This is a genomic window from Ohtaekwangia koreensis, from assembly GCF_900167975.1.
GTDB lineage: Bacteria > Bacteroidota > Bacteroidia > Cytophagales > Cyclobacteriaceae > Ohtaekwangia > Ohtaekwangia koreensis.
In genome coordinates this window covers 906739-922377 of the sequence record NZ_FUZU01000001.1, presented here as the reverse complement: position 1 = coordinate 922377, position 15639 = coordinate 906739, and the positions used below count along the sequence as shown (strand labels likewise).

Genomic DNA, 15639 nt, shown 5'->3' with positions numbered 1-15639 from the left:
TTATTCGGTCAACCATTTCGTATCCAATGTAATCCTTTAGTATTGGAAACTTTGGTCGTCTGTAATACTCATTCCAATAACTAATCATTCGACTCTCCGTCTGCTGCCAATACTTAGGATTCTCCCTTGCAAATCTTTGATAGTTGTGAATGTTTTTGTCGTTGATATGTTTGTCCAATACCACCAAGATTTCCAATACATACTCGCCGAGAAGCTGCAGAGTAAAGGGTATTATCCAATTGTCATTCTTGTCAAGAAGTTTTCTCAGCCGATTTTCTCTCAACTGCCCATCATGATGTCTTAAGTAAATGCAGTTTAATATTGTTTTTTGGGTGTCATTCAGTTTTGTTTCGTCTTCTTTATTAGGTTCATTGAAATATAATCTGTAAGGAATATTTAAAATCTCATTGTCAAGTTAAACTGTTAAAAAGGTCGGATGAATCAAATTGTCAGCTCTATAGATTTGTCCGTTAGAAAGCTTAACGTCATTTGCACCAAAGGGTAAAATATCTAAAACTTTCTTCACGTCAAGCTATTAAAGTCTGAGGAAAACAGTTTTGAAGTCTGTCCCTGTATTCTGTAAAGTTTTCTTTTTTAGTCGCCTTAATCATTATCCAAAGTGACTTATAGGTTGTATTAGCGGCAGTTAAAGTACCACTCTGGAAATCCATAGTATTCGAAGCAATTTTCTTCTTCTTTTCTCATTGTCCAGTAAATGGGGATTTTCCCTGGCTTAAACATAAGAACTCCATCGTCTTGTCGGTAATAACTTAAATCAATTATGTATTTTTTGCCATTATCCTTGATTGTAACATATTTCTCATTTTTGATTGTGTCTATAATTGTAACTTCGTTTTGAATCAACACAGGTTTGATGCCTTCAGTGTAATAACCATACAAGTCATAAAGGCGATATATCTCACTCCGATCTCCCCAGTGTTTCATTTTAAATACCTTCATTAAGGTATCGTAATTCTCTCTCTCATATTTGTGAACCAGTCCAACTCGGTCTAGCAATACTATAGCAACGGGAAAATCGATGGTGATATTTGTTTGAATGTCTTGCTCTGTCGACTCGACTAAGAAGGGGTCAATTGAACAAAAGGAGCATGTATCAGGAGAAATACTTTTTTCGAAAGAGTCAGATTCCGCATTTGAAATGTCTTTTTCTGTTTGCTTAGGTGAACAACCTAAGCAAGAAATGAAAATGATTGTTATAAATATTTTTGACATGGGTGCGTTCGACTATTGTCCAAAGTTGAATCGCCTACAACGCATTTATATAAAACGTGCCGGCACACCAAAATAATAAATTACCATCAACCGCGCTGGCTTGTTTTATATATACTTTGTTGTGTGTAGTGAATTTAACCCACTCATTCTTCAATGAAATAAGTCATATACTCAGTCCCATTTATTTTCATGAACGACTCAAGACAATCCTGAGATAAACAACATGATCGTGACAACTCTCTTCATAAAACTCATTACGCACAACGTTCATGTATAAGAAGTGGTGCTAAGCAAAACTAAGAAAAATATCCCTTCTTATCAGCGCCATACAGCATATGATTTTATAGACATTGTTAGCGGCTGGCTTTCTTCAGCCTCTCGTTTAGTATGTGCTTTATTTTTCCTGTCCCAATCGTTGTTGGTCCTTCCATAAATTTAAACTCCATTCCTTCAGTCAACTTATTTTCAAAATACTCAACAGCAATAATCTTTATCTCCGCGTCAACAGTGTCCCCTGGAAAAACTAATTTCCTGTCAATGAATGTTTGCTGTCCGGAGGTCTGCATTTCGTCGAAGTCAAACTTAACCTGAGGTCTGTAGCCAGACACAGCAGCAGTCTTTCGTCCCCCTTGCTCCTTGGTTCTGTATGTTAATGTTGCAATGAAGTCAGCTTGTTTCGTTTCCATTTTTCTCAAAATGCAATAGCCTTCTTGTTTAGTACCTATTTCTCAGTCTTACAAGTCCACAAAACTACATGTTCATCCTCGGCTTATATATTTTTTGATATATAAAGACTATAAAAAATACCAAGAGCCAAAAGTAAAATGAACCAAAAACGAAATACATCAAAGTAAACATCAATGGCCTTACAAAAAATAACGCCCAATCAGAAAGACTTGAAATATACTTGGTAAACACCCAGTCGTCAATAACAATATAGATATGAAAACCAATAAAGTATATTATTGAAGCATACTTATAATACTTTAGCACAGTTTTCAGTGATGACTTCATTTGGATCTTATACACTTAACATTTGCCTCGAAGATGAATCCATGCAACTAGTGTTCACTATCAAGATGCATGAAATTTCACATATCTCAAAATTGAATATTTAACTTTTCGACCGGACTCTTAACATCCTGGTGCAGAACCTATGACCGAGCAATTTATAGTAACTCTCAAAAAACGCAGAATTAACGTCCTATTTAACCAGGCGGGTACAGGGTATATTTAATGGTATATACTCTGATTATGAAGAGATGAGTTTTGATCTCGCCTTTATTGAGACTCTTCATCATCTACATGAGTGACAGCCAGAATAGCTCCGAACGGATCCTTCAACATTGCATATATATAGTTGCCATCGGCATCAAAAGCTTCCTTGACTATTGCTCCACCCAATTCTTTACACTTCTCAACACTTTCTTTTATGTCTCGCACATTGATGTAAACAATCCATTGTGGCGGAATGCCTGCATTTACTCCTTTCGCCTCACAAACCCCACCGGCCCAATTACCACCTGAATCTTTCATAACATAATCAGCATAGCCATGATTGTCTCCCATTTTTAATTCTTTGGGAGACCATCCAATTACCTGAGCATAAAAATCCTTCAGATGGCTTGCATTAGATACTGTCAGATCTGCTGACACGATCGAACCTATATAGTACTTTCTTTTTACTTGCTTGTCCATAGTCAGTATTCAACCTTGTAGTGTATAGCAATCTCACCCATAGTAAACCGCGTTGAAGCCAGACATTTCAATTTTATTGCTTTTTCTATACCCTTAAAAAGTGGAATGCCATTTCCCAAAACAACAGGATATAGAATGATCCAACATTCGTCAATCAAATTCAGCTTCATTAATGCCTGGCAAATGGATGGACTGCCGAACAGCAATATATCTTTACCCGTTTTATTCTTAATCCGAGTAATGCCGTCCTCTATATTCTTCGATAAGATTACAGTGTTATCATTTTTCTTTTCACTTAACGTGTTTGACAGCACGATCTTTTCAGCGCTATTATACCAGTGCGAATACTTTACTACACTTGCAGAGACGTCTGGGCTCTGATGTGCTGTCGGCCAATAACTGTCCAGCATTTCATACGACACTCGGCCAGCTAAAACTGCGTCTGCCTTATCCGTGAGATTGCAAATAAAATCAAGGTTCTCCGGACTCTGAACCAACTCATCAAAGTCACCATTTTCTCCTGCTACAAATTGGTCGAGCGAAGTGTGGACAACTGATATCAGTTTTCTCATGTTAAGATTTAATATAGTTTATTGACATATATAAAGAAACGCTTGCCTGGCAATTTAAAATTGCCAGGCAAGCGCATCTCATTAAATTGTTTTAAACTCCGTTCAGGATTATTTTAAACTGAAAAAGAATTTTCTCAACTCACCAGCAAATGACTCTGGCACTTCCAGTGCAGCGAAGTGACCTCCGTCTTTCATCTTGGTATAGCTTACAACATTCACAAATCGTTCAGCCCATTCTTTTGGAAATTGTGCCTCCCTCGGAAAGACGGAAACACCAGCAGGTACATTCGTTTTCTTTAAAGGTGCTGATCCACTCCATTGGGCCACAGCATCCTCTTTATACATTCTCATAGATGTTGCTATAGTTTGTGTGAACCAGTAGATCATAATATTTGTCAACATCTCGTCCCTTCCTCCAAAAGCACTCTCCAGAATTTCAGGGTTGGCACCAGCTGCACCGAAGCTCAATATCCATGCGGCCAAACCCACGGGAGATTCATTTAACCCATACGCCAGTGACTGTGGCTTTGTAGCTTGCACCATTGCGTAGGCACCTTCGCTATACCACCATTGCTGCACAAATTGAGCGAACTGTTTTTCATCTTCACTCATTGTGCTTGGATCTTCCTGCCCCATTGGATAACCTAAATCTGTAAAGTGAACTCCAGCCACGGCATCAGGATATTTTGATGCCAAAGCTTTGGTTACACCCATGCCGACATCACCACCAGCCGCGTAAAATTTTTGATAACCTAGATTTTCGGTCATCAACTTTTTCCATAGGTCAGCAACTGTTTCGGTTGTCACCGATTTTTTCTCTGAAAATCCGAATCCAGGAATAGAAGGTATAATCAAATCAAAACTCTGGTCACCTGTTGTAAGGAGCGGAATAATTTTATGAAAACGATAATAGCTATCGGGCCATCCGTGCGTAAGTATGAGTGGCTTACTGTTCTTGCTGCTCCCTTTTATATACTGGAAATGAATTTTGATACCATCTACCTCGGCAATGTATTGAGGGTACTTATTAAGTGCCACCTCTTGTTTTCTCCAGTCGTAGGATGTTGTCCAATAGTTGACCAGTTTCTTCATATATACTTCGCTTGTGCCATAGGACCATTCAGATCCCGGTGCTTCACCCGGCCAGCGAGTGTTTTTCAAACGAGCCGTCAGATCAGTTAGATCGGACTGAGAGATACTAACTTTAAATTCTGTCACGTTTTTCATAGTGTTAGTCTTAATGGATTGAGAATAGGAAAAGTCTATACTTGCAATAATCAAGAGCAAGATCATTGTAGTGAATTTCATTTGTCTTTAGTTTTTTGAATGTCAGTAAAATCGCCGACACTTTTTTGAGTGCCTTGAATTCAAAAAACAGCAATTACCTAAAAGAAGTATAGAATAATTCCGACATCCTCACTCCGCCAGGAGTGATCCACTTTCTTTGATAAGCTCATCTTTACTATACAACGACATTGGCGTTAGACCAGAAAGTTGTTTAAACTCTCTGTTAAAGTGTGACTGATCTGCATACCCTAATTCATAGGCCAGACTGGAAAGTGATTGATAATCGCCATGTTGAATTTTGTTAAGAGCCCTTTCAAAACGTACGACTCTTCTATAATAGGAAGGTGTAAATCCAATGGAATGCAAAAATTTTCGTTCAAACTGGCGTTCACTTATTCCATAGTCTTTGAGTTGACGACCATAGTTAGCGCAGGGAGACAGATGTAAAAAATTTATGACTCGGCAATCTATAGCCTTTACTACATTAAGTCTTTTCAGCAAGTATTTATCCAAGAGCGAAATGCGTGCTCGTGTCTGCCGCGCATCTACGATTTTTTCAACCAGTTCCCGCGGAAAAAAATGTTGTAAATCTAATACTGCATCGATCGTCTCATGACCGTCAATTCCAAATAACGCTTTTATACTGTGTGGAAAAAACGACACCGCTATATGCGAGTATATTGACTCCATTTGAAAGAGCGCAGGTTTTGATGTGATGCCTTTTAAACTTGCGGAATATATCGAATCATACTGAGGGCAATGAAGCGCATTCTTCCCGTTCAAACATTGAATTACAATGCGCGGAAACCGGTCGGCCATCACTTGCAGATTTAACATTGACCCACTGCATGATTGAATATCCAACGACCAATAATACCTCACATAGGGTCTTAAGGCTGGGTGCGGCTGATATAGTTGTTGGGATGTCATGCTCTAATTACTATATAACTAGCTTTATTCTCCGAGATTAGGACTCCCCTATAGTGTCTCTGATATAGAAATTTTGACCGCGAAAATTTCATTCAATTCGGGGAAGTTTACTAGCTGAGTCTAACGAAGCTTGCTTAAAATTGTTTTTGGTATAGGTACCGCATAGCACTTTGCATCATATAACTGCATTTCATTAATTTCCGCCATGGTAAAAGACCGTGAACGACTGAATGCCGAATGGGAAAAATTCAGACATCTCTTTAAACGTGAGGAAATGCCCGCCAAAACAATTCTATTGGAAGAAGGCCAGACTTCAGAAAGAATGTTTTATATAGAAAAAGGTTGTGTAAGGCTATCGTTCAACAAGGATGGAAAGGATATAACTTTTCAGTTTTTCTTTGAAGGGGAAGGTGTCTCGTCTGCCGAGAGTTTTCGGAACGATGAGCCGAGTTTATTTTCAATTGAGACGCTTGAACCCTGTATACTTCATACATTAAATAAAAAAGATTATTTTAATATTATAGAAAGCTCACCGCTTATAAAGCAGGAACTGGAGCAACAGATCTTTCAAAGATTGATGTATTATCAAAAGCTGTTTCTTTCAAGAATTAAAAACAGTCCCGAGGAAAGGTATAACGAGTTACTAAAGCAAAGTCCTCATATACTGCAACGCGTACCTCAACACTATATAGCATCCTTTTTAGGAATTACTTCCGTGTCGTTAAGCAGAATAAGAAACAGAAGATAGTATTTATTAACAATTGTTATCGCTCCACGGAGGCATCTCAAGCCAACTTTGTCTTAAACAAAACCCAAAAGCGATGAAACAATTTAAAATTCAAATTTCTGAGAATGAAATCAACGATCTGAAAGAAAGACTTACAAAAACACGTTGGCCCAATGAAATGATTAACGAAGGATGGAAGAAAGGTGCACCGATAGATTATTTAAAAAAGCTGGCAAATTACTGGCTGACTAAATTTGATTGGAAAAAACAGGAAGCGCTGATCAACAAGTATCCTCAGTTCATCACTGAAATTGATGGCCAGAACATTCACTTCCTTCATATAAAATCCAGCAACGCTAATGCTACGCCACTCATGTTGATTCACGGATGGCCGGGCTCCTTTGCAGACTTCATCAACGTAATTGAACCACTTACTAATCCAGGCAAGGAGAATGCCGTCAGCTTTCATTTAGTTATACCTTCTATACCAGGCTTTGGTTTTTCAACTCCCGTGAAAGAGAAGGGATGGAATATGTTTCGCATTGCAGCAGCCTTCAGCACGTTAATGGAACAATTAGGCTATACGAAGTTCGCGGTTCATGGTGGTGATATGGGTGCAGGTATAACCAGCATCATGTCAGCGGTGGCAGCACATAAACTTATCGGAACGCATGTGAACACTGACTTCTACTCGGTAGCAGGCCTGGGTATGTTTCCATCGGATACTTCGTTTTTATCAGAGGAAGAAAAACCAAGACTGGAGCGCATGAAAGAGTATAAAAAGAATGGCACTGCATATCTTGAAATACAATCAACACGACCGCAGACAGTAGCCTATGCGTTGTCTGATAGTCCGGTGGCACAACTGGGTTGGATGATTGAAAAGTATAAAGAGTGGACTGACGAAGAAAAAGAATTACCGGAAGACGCAATCCCTATAGATCAGATTCTCACAAATGTATCCCTATATTGGTTCAATAAGATTGGCGCCTCGAGTGCTGAGATACTATATGAAAACATGAGCATGGCTTTTAACTGGGGAGCTGACAATGGTGGCACGCAAGGTGCCAACCAATGGACACCGCCAAAAGTGCCGGCCGCCATGACCGTGTTTGCCAAGAATGCAGATAAATCACTCTTTAAAAAACTGATGTCTTTTACAGGTGAACCTGATCACTATATCTTTCATGACAAAGGTGGTCATTTCCCTGCGATGGAAGTTCCGGATTTGTTCGTGAACGACCTCAGAGAAGTTTTTACTCAACACACAGCGTAGTATGAAGGTAAAAGAATTGATAGAGTTACGATTGGCAAATCAAGGATTAACATCTGCGGAGTTTAACACTTGCGCAGATGTTGTCTCTCATTTCGGTGCCATGCAGTCGCAGGATTACCTGATGGCAAAATGGGCCGTTGGCATGCGTATGCAAAATCCTTCCGATTCAGATATAGAGATGAGTATAAATGCAGGCGAAATCATCCGAACGCATATACTCAGACCTACATGGCATTTTGTTCATGCCAAAGATATCCGCTGGATGATGGAATTATCTGCGCCAAACGTGAAGAAGGCAACGCAGTATATTGACAAGCAAGTCGGCCTTACGGATAGCGTCTTTAAAAAAGCATGGAAGATAATAGAGGCTGAATTGGATAACAATGATAACCTTTCAAAAGAAGATTTAACGGATCGGCTTGCCAAAAAGAAAATCAAGATAAAAGGTTTACTGGCAACGCAGATATTAATACGAGCCGAGTTGGAAATGCGCATATGCAATGGTGAAAGAAAGGAAAATAAAGTTACCTATACGCTCTTCGATAGAAGGGTTCCATCTTCAGAGAATATATCTCGGAAGGATGCGCTCGTAAAACTCGCATCTGTATATTTCAAGTCGAGGGGTCCTGCTACCGCAAAAGATTTTGCGTGGTGGAGTGGTTTGAACATGGCAGATGCGACATTCGGAATATCAGGATTAGGTTCTGACCTCAAGAGCACATCCGTGGACGGACTAAATTATTTATATTTCGAAAACACACAGCATCAAAAGAAGAAAGTAACAGCGCTACTCCCCTCTTATGACGAATATATGGTTGGCTATACTGAAGGCAGAGATATAGCATTCCCCGCTGACACCGACAAATCGTTTTTAGGCAATGGTATATTCAAGCCACTAGTGCTATTCAACAACGCTATAGCAGGCATCTGGAAAAAAGTAAAAAAGGAGCCCTTTGTCGAAATTCAATTTATAGACGATAACAAAAAGTATAGCGGCTTAAACTCAAAAATAGAATCACTAACATCATTCTTACAGAAATAAGAAAGTATCTTTTATGAAGTGGCTATAATAGCCACCAGTTCATTCACCAAATCAGAAGCCTCCACGGTTGAATCGTTCGATGCTATAATAATGATCGTGTCCGATTCCGGAAAATGAAATGCTACTGCTGAAAAAATCTCGTTGCCTCCATCGTGCCAATATACCTTGCCTAATGGGCTATCATCAACAACCCATCCATAGCTATAGTAGCTTGACGCTGAACCTTCGCGCACGTAGGGAGTCAGGTACTTTGTTAATGCATTATTATCAAACACCTTCTTCTCGTTTAGTGCTATTATCCAGGTATACATTTCCTCCACGGTAGTAAGTATACCTCCGTTGGCACGAAGGTGCCATGCAGGACCGTCTTCCAGCCACGGCTTCTCCGTTGGCTTGCCGTCAAAGTCGCCATTCATATAGCCTACCGCTACTCGATCCTGAAAAGAATTATCCTTAAGCAAATTATACCCCGTTGCCTTCATACCTGCGGGATTGAACAAATTCGTTTTCAAAAATGATTCGTACGATTGTCCACTTACGTCTTCAATGATGATACCCAACAAGCTATAGCCTGCATTTGAGTATTCATAACTTTTACCCGGCTCAAACTGCAATTCAGATTCAAACGCCAGCTCCAGAAATTCATCTTTACCTACCAGATCATAATCATCTCCCAGTCCATCCTCAAAACCTGCGGAGTGTGTTAGTAATTGATGTATCGTGATATCCGTCTTGTCTTCGGGAACGTCCTCGAAAAAATCTGCGAGTGTTTGCTCTACCGTTAATAGTCCTAATGTTTCTGCTTTCACAATGGCAGCACCGGTAAATTGTTTTGTAAGCGAGCCGAAATCAAATATAGTTTCGGTCGTATTGACTATCTGTTTCTGTTTATCAGAAAATGCATACCCGTTACGAATCAACATATCTCCTTTGTGAGCGATCAGTACACTTCCTGAAAAACCCTGTTGTTCATAATGCTGCATTCTGTCTTCGAGCTTCTCGCGAAGGGAGGGCGACTCATCGTCCTTGCAGCTTATTATACCTATGGCAAAAAAGAGTATCAATATTTTATTTATCCTGATCATAGCAGCATGTTTTTGTTATACTAATGTTTGATTGTGTAAAGCGAAAAGCTATAGCCCGAAAACGTACCGAGGCCGTTCGTGATGTTTGTTGCTATCTGCACGGGTTCCGTAAGACTACCGTCCTCTTCCAATTCCCGCTGAAAATCAGATGTGCGTAAATATTCGTAGTACTCCTGCGGTATAGACTTCAACACAAATTTTATATTCTGATCCTTATTGAGATTGATCAGCGTAGGGATTATGAAAAATTTGAGTGTGACAGATTCTCCATCGAAACCTTCATCACTGAAGTATATATACTTTAATCCATCAATTTCACCAGGACCATTACCGATCTCAACATCGGTGTTGCCGCTGGTGTTCACTTTCAGTTCTTCAACCAATACTTCATTCAGATTTCCTGTCAGATCATCCGCTGTACATCCGCTGCTACAGTTCTGCACCAGCACTTCGAGTGAATAGAAATTAGTTGCTTCGCGCGGATCATCAAGAACGATCTCAGCAGGATATCCATACTGACCCGAGTTGATATACTTAATCTCACTTGACATTTGTGCACGCGCTATACTCACAGGTTCCGGGATGTGACTGGTAGCTGAAAAAATCTGCTCACCCTGTGTTGTCTCAAAACTATAGTTATTCTCCACCGAGGGAACAACGTTGCTCACGTATACACCTTGCGCATTGGCAGTAACTTCCTCCACGAACTCACCGTTCTCCAGCAATCTTATTTTCAGGTCTTTATTTCGTTGAATCGTTTCAGTTTGTAGTATCGGTATAGTATTGAATACATCGATCTTCAATGGACTTCCCGGTGTGAAGAAAGAGTATACTACCAAGCCTGACCCGTTATCCGGAAGCCGAGGATCAACGGTAGTTTCGCATGAAAGCAAAATGATCGAAAGTATAAATACCACGTTACGCATGTCTCTAGAATTTAAATTGATAACTGATGTGTGGGATCACTGGAAAAATAGCGAGTTGTCTGAATTTTTTATTGAGACGGTCCTCATCATCCAGCTCTATATACATAGGGTTGAGTCGGTTATAGGTATTATATACTCCGAATACCCATTTCCTTTCTCCCCACCGTTTTGCCTTCTTAAAGCTGATGCTCAGGTCGAGCCGGTGATAATCTTTCATTCGCGATGAATTTCTGCCCGGATAATGCTTCACAAAATCTTCATAGCCCGGCTCATTCGAATTCCAGGTAGCTTTCGGGTACGTGGAGGTTGGCAGTGTTACCGCATTGCCTGTATTATATACCCATACTGCACCAAAGTCTATTCGATCATTTATAGCCAAATTATATACTATGGAAACATTGTGTCTTCTATCGTAGCGGTAAGGGAAAGACTTTCCAAAATTCAGGTTATCAAATTCCCGGGTTGACTTTGACCAGGTATAGGCAATCCACCCGGTAGAGCGGCCGGACTTTTTCTGAATAAAAAGCTCGGCTCCATAACTTTTACCCGAACCGAACTCAACCTTGTTTTCCCATTCACTATCAATATCAAGAAAGCCCGCGCCATCTTTATACTCAATCAGGTTGTCCATCCATTTGTAGTAGCCTTCAACCGAAATTTCAAAATGCTTATATACTGATGACACTCCTAACGCTACCTGGTCAGACAATTGTGGTTTAACCCGTTCGGTCGAAGGCACCCACAAATCTGTTGGCAACCCGATGCCGGAGTTCACGAGCAGATGTATATATTGTGCCATGCGGGCGTAAGATGCCTTTACCGAAAGCGCGTGGCCAAGCCGTTGATTGATGGTAAAACGCGGCTGCCACGATGTATAGGTTTTTGACCCTGCTCGTGCTGCAGAGTAATGAACTCCTATATTTGCCCGCGTTGTACGCGAGAGTGTCACTTCATCTTCTGCATATATATACATTTCGCCAAGGTTGATTTCCGGAGAGCCGAAGGTGGTATCCGCTTGGATATGTGATCGAAAATTTGAGACACCTGGACGCAACGTATGGTAAACGACATTCGCACCGAACTTGATGAGGTGATCATTGTTCAGAAAATAATCGAAGTCCATTTTTAAACCCACATCGCTGATATTGGAGTGATATTGATTATTTCTGGAGATATCAGGAGTATCATCCGAATATTGGTAATGTACTTTCCTGTCCAGTTCGAATTGATAGCGTGTATAGGTAGCCGTAAGGTTGCTGAAAAGCTGATCGGTATACTTATGATTCCACCGGAAGGCAGACGTTACGTTTCCCCACTTGATTTCCGCATACTCATCTTCTTTCATGTCTACCTCATCGATACTGTAGTCATCATATAGTCTGTCTTTACCCGAATAGAAGCTTAGGTATATACGGTCGCGTGGTGATAGTATGTGATTTACTTTTGCATTCAAATCCCAGAAGCTCGCGCCCATAATCCGCTCACTGTCGGCCAGCTTCGCGAAGGGTACGGTAAGCGCATCTATATACGTGCGTCTTGCAGACAACATGAACGATGTTTTGCCTTTTTTAATCGGACCGTTTACCGTGACGCGCGAAGCAACCAACCCGATGGCACCTTCGCCTTCAATCTCATGAAGATTGCCTTCTTTCATTTGAATATCTACGATAGACGATAGTCTGCCACCGTAGCGCGCAGGGAAACCACCTTTGATTAACTCAACACTATTGATAGCATCGGCGTTGAAGACAGAGAAAAATCCGAAGAGATGATTGGCGTTATATACCGGTACACCATCCAACAGAATCAGGTTTTGGTCAGGCCCGCCTCCGCGCACCTGGAAACCCGCTGTACCTTCTGAAGCAGCCTGCACACCCGGCAACAGTTGCAGTGTTTTGAGTATATCTGTCTCGCCCATAAACACCGGTATTTTTTTAATCTTGTCGGGTGAAAGTCTTATCGTACTGATTTCAGGCAATTCGCGTATATCATTACCAGATATAAGTACCTCTTCCAGTACGCTCTCTTCTTTCGGAAGCGCAATCAATAATTCACCTCCGGCATTTTTTATACTCAGCTTGTTATAGGTATATCCTACAAAGCTTACAGCAATCGAATCACCGGATGTATCCAGGCTAAAGAACCCAAATGTATTGGCAGCAACGCCTTTGCCGCTGGCAAGGTCAATCACATTCGCGCCCACCAGACTTTCTCCTGACTCTGCATCGCGAACAAAACCGGTTATCTTTTTTGTTGCCTTATTGCGCTTTCTGAAAATCAGCAGATTGCCTTTGCGTACCACTTCAATTCCATAGGGAGCAAGCCATTGTTGCAAGTGCTTCGGATCATTGAGATTTACTCCTTCATTCACTGTAAGGGTAACATTGGCGAGTTTCTCCGGATACGCAAACTTGAATTGGGTATGCGTTTCGAGGTAAGTGACGAGATCGCGAAAGCGTTCTATTTTTACATTACTCTGCGAATAAACAACTGACGTCACCAACAGCATACAAACAAAAACCAAACCGCTAGCAACCTTTACCATAGATATATACTTTATGGGAGTCGTTTTTCCATTCAACACCAAGTGTTTCTTTAATGATAACCAGTATATCATCGATTGTTTCGTATTCAATTTTTGCAGAGAGTGTACACGATGCTACCGATGGAGAAACCTCTACCGTTTTGTTGAAGAGCTTCGAGAGTATAGCAGCCACTTTCTGAAGCGATTTATCTTTCAAGACTAATGTACCCGAATACCAGGCGAAGTCATTGGCATCCCATTCCTCCACAGACAACTTACCGGCTGAAGAAATTATACCTTTCTCTCCCGCTTTTAAATTCAGAAACTGATTGCCCGCATGCAGACGTACTATACCGGAGCACACGGTAACTTCAGCAAACTTCTTTTTATAGTTTATATTGAACGATGTACCCACCACCATCACTTCATACTCTCCTATGGTGATCACAAACGGTTTTGATTTATCCTTTTGTACGTTGAAGAATGCTTCGCCTTGCAACGATACATGCCTGCTTTCTTTACCAAAATCATCGGCCAGTTCCAGCGTGCTTTTATAGTTCAGTGTTACCGATGAGCCATCAGACAAACCTATGTTTAGTTTTTCATGATCACTCGTTTTATAGCCACTATTCATAGTGCTCCATACCACTATACCTATAATAACCAGCACCGATGCAGCTGCTGCCCAATAGAAATTATGTGCGATACTTTTTTTACGCGTATCGCCTTCCACCGTCAGGAGTATTTCTTTCCAGGATGTTTCTTTCTCTTCCTCGGAAATGAAATTTTTCAGAGGTATTTCCATTTCATGTATTTTTCTTTCGAAGTCTATATCTTCCTTATCTGCAGCCATAACTGTTATAAATTTTTATTCACCGATTCTAAAAACAATACTTTATGAGGAGCGAGTTTTTCCTTGAGCTTTTGCAAGCCTGTACTGATATGCTTCTCTACAGTCTTCACCGATACATTCAGCGTTTCCGCGATCTCTTCGTATGTAAGACCGTCCTGTTTGCTGAGCACAAACACCTCACGACATTTATCGGGCAAACCAAGAATAGCAGACTCCAACAAATACTTCGGAAAATGCGAATCGTGTATAGGATCACTTTCATGAACCGGTGAATCCGGCACCACACTCACAAATTTTTTATTGTCGCGTAACCAGGTAATCGATTTGTTCTTTATTGCATGAAATGCGAATGCTTCAAATGAATTGATATGACGAAGCTTCTGATCCTTCCACATATCGGCAAAGAAATTCTGAACAATGTCTTTCGACTGCTCCTTGTCTTTGGTAATGGTATATGCATATTTTACCAGCGGGATAAAATGGCATTCGAACAATCTTCTGAAATCGGCTATACTTTCCATAAGGTCAAACACAAGACTCTTTAACATGGCGCCCCCCTACCTTTTTTGAAAAATATTTTTACTCACGCACAACACCTCCAAAGAGCAAACCAGGGCCTTCTAAGATATTAAAAGAGGAACAAGATCAAAGAGGAAACTACTGCTGATTTATCCAAATTATATATCTTCATATCCATGACAGCTGACGATAACATTGAAGACCAACTTGATAATATTGAAGATCTCATTCGTTTCCTGGAAAAGGAGAAGGACCGTTTAAAGAAATGTGTTGAGACAGCCGCTGAGCAATGGGAATTTTCGGAAGCGAAGGCCTTTGCAAAGGCACATGGTCATATTGTTGGCAGATTACACACACTTAAGAATTTAAGAGATCCCGGGTTCGATGAACGTGCACACTACTATCGAAAGTTGGTTTTTCTCGAAGAACAATTAAAGAAATATACCAATGCGCCACAACTCGTCGGACATCTTACAGAAGAGATAAAAAAAACAAATGAGGCACTCGATAAACTCGAGGGCTCAAAATATACTCTCCTTGATACGCAGTATATAGATGATGCAATTTTTCTACTGCTGGGTGGCTCGATTGAAAGTTTCAAATTGCACCTTAATAAAAGTGAATCTCTAATTTTGGATTTCACGTGCAAAAACAATCTGCTTCAAATCGGATTGTCCTATAAAAAAGGTTCGCTTTTTCCCTCTATGAAGAAGAGGCTTCGCAGAATTGGATTTTCGAAAGTTGATGAATTAAGAAGATTTGTCCGAAGTGTTGACGTCAGTAATTTAAAGGATGCCCAAAAGATTAAACAACTTCTCGCTGTAGTGGTATTTGATGTATTTGGTCGGAGCTGGTTCGACAATCCCGCGGAGTTAGAAATTAATCACAAGCCAGATACTCCTCCCAATACAGACTTTAAATAATATCAATCATAAGGAGTCGTCAACACTACTCACCTTTTTTCTCA

General features: G+C 40.5%; 15 protein-coding genes. 4 read left to right on the top strand and 11 right to left on the bottom strand.

From position 1 onward, the window contains the following. Positions 1-636: 636 nt before the first annotated feature. From B5Y40_RS03990 to B5Y40_RS03960, 6 genes are all read right to left on the bottom strand, one after another. The gene (locus B5Y40_RS03990) at positions 637-1233 is read right to left on the bottom strand and encodes a hypothetical protein (protein WP_079685402.1); all 597 of its coding nucleotides are present in this window, start codon (positions 1231-1233) and stop codon (positions 637-639) included. 353 nt (positions 1234-1586) lie between these two features. Beyond that, a complete protein-coding gene (locus B5Y40_RS03985) occupies positions 1587-1919 on the bottom strand; it encodes an EF-Tu C-terminal domain-related protein (RefSeq protein ID WP_079685401.1) in 333 nt (110 codons plus the stop codon). 595 nt (positions 1920-2514) lie between these two features. After that, the gene (locus tag B5Y40_RS03975; RefSeq protein ID WP_079685399.1) at positions 2515-2931 is read right to left on the bottom strand and encodes a VOC family protein; all 417 of its coding nucleotides are present in this window, start codon (positions 2929-2931) and stop codon (positions 2515-2517) included. 2 nt (positions 2932-2933) lie between these two features. Beyond that, complete coding sequence (locus B5Y40_RS03970) at positions 2934-3503, bottom strand: dihydrofolate reductase family protein (RefSeq protein ID WP_079685398.1); 570 nt, start codon at positions 3501-3503, stop codon at positions 2934-2936. A 108-nt stretch (positions 3504-3611) separates the two neighbouring features. Continuing rightward, complete coding sequence (locus B5Y40_RS03965; RefSeq protein ID WP_079687074.1) at positions 3612-4730, bottom strand: epoxide hydrolase family protein; 1119 nt, start codon at positions 4728-4730, stop codon at positions 3612-3614. 189 nt (positions 4731-4919) lie between these two features. Then, positions 4920-5720 carry a helix-turn-helix domain-containing protein gene (locus tag B5Y40_RS03960; protein ID WP_079685397.1) on the bottom strand — a complete coding sequence of 267 codons (801 nt, stop codon included), beginning with the start codon at positions 5718-5720 and terminating at the stop codon, positions 4920-4922. 205 nt (positions 5721-5925) lie between these two features. Between B5Y40_RS03960 and B5Y40_RS03955 the strand changes: the two genes are divergently transcribed. The 3 genes from B5Y40_RS03955 (at position 5926) to B5Y40_RS03945 (ending at position 8765) form a co-directional block, all read left to right on the top strand. After that, on the top strand, positions 5926-6468 hold the full coding sequence (locus B5Y40_RS03955; RefSeq protein WP_079685396.1) for a Crp/Fnr family transcriptional regulator: 543 nt from the start codon (positions 5926-5928) through the stop codon (positions 6466-6468). A gap of 73 nt (positions 6469-6541) precedes the next feature. Beyond that, positions 6542-7723, top strand: coding sequence for an epoxide hydrolase family protein (locus B5Y40_RS03950; RefSeq protein WP_079685395.1), 1182 nt, complete (start codon positions 6542-6544; stop codon positions 7721-7723). Position 7724: 1 nt separating this feature from the next. After that, entirely contained in the window at positions 7725-8765 is a 1041-nt protein-coding gene (locus B5Y40_RS03945) for a winged helix DNA-binding domain-containing protein (protein ID WP_079685394.1), read from the top strand. Positions 8766-8776: 11 nt separating this feature from the next. On the opposite strand, the gene B5Y40_RS03940 is transcribed toward B5Y40_RS03945, so the two are convergent. Genes B5Y40_RS03940 through B5Y40_RS03920 form a run of 5 tightly spaced genes read right to left on the bottom strand, consistent with a single transcriptional unit; the run spans position 8777 to position 14701 of the window. Beyond that, the gene (locus B5Y40_RS03940; RefSeq protein ID WP_079685393.1) at positions 8777-9850 is read right to left on the bottom strand and encodes a serine hydrolase domain-containing protein; all 1074 of its coding nucleotides are present in this window, start codon (positions 9848-9850) and stop codon (positions 8777-8779) included. 20 nt (positions 9851-9870) lie between these two features. Then, the gene (locus tag B5Y40_RS03935; RefSeq protein ID WP_079685392.1) at positions 9871-10776 is read right to left on the bottom strand and encodes a DUF4249 domain-containing protein; all 906 of its coding nucleotides are present in this window, start codon (positions 10774-10776) and stop codon (positions 9871-9873) included. Positions 10777-10780: 4 nt separating this feature from the next. Further along, complete coding sequence (locus B5Y40_RS03930; protein ID WP_159453599.1) at positions 10781-13321, bottom strand: TonB-dependent receptor; 2541 nt, start codon at positions 13319-13321, stop codon at positions 10781-10783. Then, the gene (locus B5Y40_RS03925; protein WP_079685390.1) at positions 13305-14153 is read right to left on the bottom strand and encodes a FecR family protein; all 849 of its coding nucleotides are present in this window, start codon (positions 14151-14153) and stop codon (positions 13305-13307) included. Before B5Y40_RS03925 ends, B5Y40_RS03930 begins: the two co-directional genes overlap by 17 nt. A gap of 5 nt (positions 14154-14158) precedes the next feature. After that, the gene (locus B5Y40_RS03920) at positions 14159-14701 is read right to left on the bottom strand and encodes an RNA polymerase sigma factor (RefSeq protein WP_079685389.1); all 543 of its coding nucleotides are present in this window, start codon (positions 14699-14701) and stop codon (positions 14159-14161) included. Positions 14702-14848: 147 nt separating this feature from the next. Here B5Y40_RS03920 and B5Y40_RS03915 point away from each other — a divergent pair, with 147 nt between their 5' ends. Next, a complete protein-coding gene (locus B5Y40_RS03915) occupies positions 14849-15595 on the top strand; it encodes a hypothetical protein (RefSeq protein ID WP_079685388.1) in 747 nt (248 codons plus the stop codon). Positions 15596-15639: the final 44 nt, after the last annotated feature.

Bases quoted from the DNA above. Each gene is read 5' to 3' on its own strand.
- B5Y40_RS03990 (WP_079685402.1), bottom strand. From the start codon at position 1,233: ATGTCAAAAATATTTATAACAATCATTTTCATTTCTTGCTTAGGTTGT.
- B5Y40_RS03985 (WP_079685401.1), bottom strand. From the start codon at position 1,919: ATGGAAACGAAACAAGCTGACTTCATTGCAACATTAACATACAGAACC.
- B5Y40_RS03975 (WP_079685399.1), bottom strand. From the start codon at position 2,931: ATGGACAAGCAAGTAAAAAGAAAGTACTATATAGGTTCGATCGTGTCA.
- B5Y40_RS03970 (WP_079685398.1), bottom strand. From the start codon at position 3,503: ATGAGAAAACTGATATCAGTTGTCCACACTTCGCTCGACCAATTTGTA.
- B5Y40_RS03965 (WP_079687074.1), bottom strand. From the start codon at position 4,730: ATGAAAAACGTGACAGAATTTAAAGTTAGTATCTCTCAGTCCGATCTA.
- B5Y40_RS03960 (WP_079685397.1), bottom strand. From the start codon at position 5,720: ATGACATCCCAACAACTATATCAGCCGCACCCAGCCTTAAGACCCTAT.
- B5Y40_RS03955 (WP_079685396.1), top strand. From the start codon at position 5,926: ATGGTAAAAGACCGTGAACGACTGAATGCCGAATGGGAAAAATTCAGA.
- B5Y40_RS03950 (WP_079685395.1), top strand. From the start codon at position 6,542: ATGAAACAATTTAAAATTCAAATTTCTGAGAATGAAATCAACGATCTG.
- B5Y40_RS03945 (WP_079685394.1), top strand. From the start codon at position 7,725: ATGAAGGTAAAAGAATTGATAGAGTTACGATTGGCAAATCAAGGATTA.
- B5Y40_RS03940 (WP_079685393.1), bottom strand. From the start codon at position 9,850: ATGATCAGGATAAATAAAATATTGATACTCTTTTTTGCCATAGGTATA.
- B5Y40_RS03935 (WP_079685392.1), bottom strand. From the start codon at position 10,776: ATGCGTAACGTGGTATTTATACTTTCGATCATTTTGCTTTCATGCGAA.
- B5Y40_RS03930 (WP_159453599.1), bottom strand. From the start codon at position 13,321: ATGGTAAAGGTTGCTAGCGGTTTGGTTTTTGTTTGTATGCTGTTGGTG.
- B5Y40_RS03925 (WP_079685390.1), bottom strand. From the start codon at position 14,153: ATGGCTGCAGATAAGGAAGATATAGACTTCGAAAGAAAAATACATGAA.
- B5Y40_RS03920 (WP_079685389.1), bottom strand. From the start codon at position 14,701: ATGTTAAAGAGTCTTGTGTTTGACCTTATGGAAAGTATAGCCGATTTC.
- B5Y40_RS03915 (WP_079685388.1), top strand. From the start codon at position 14,849: ATGACAGCTGACGATAACATTGAAGACCAACTTGATAATATTGAAGAT.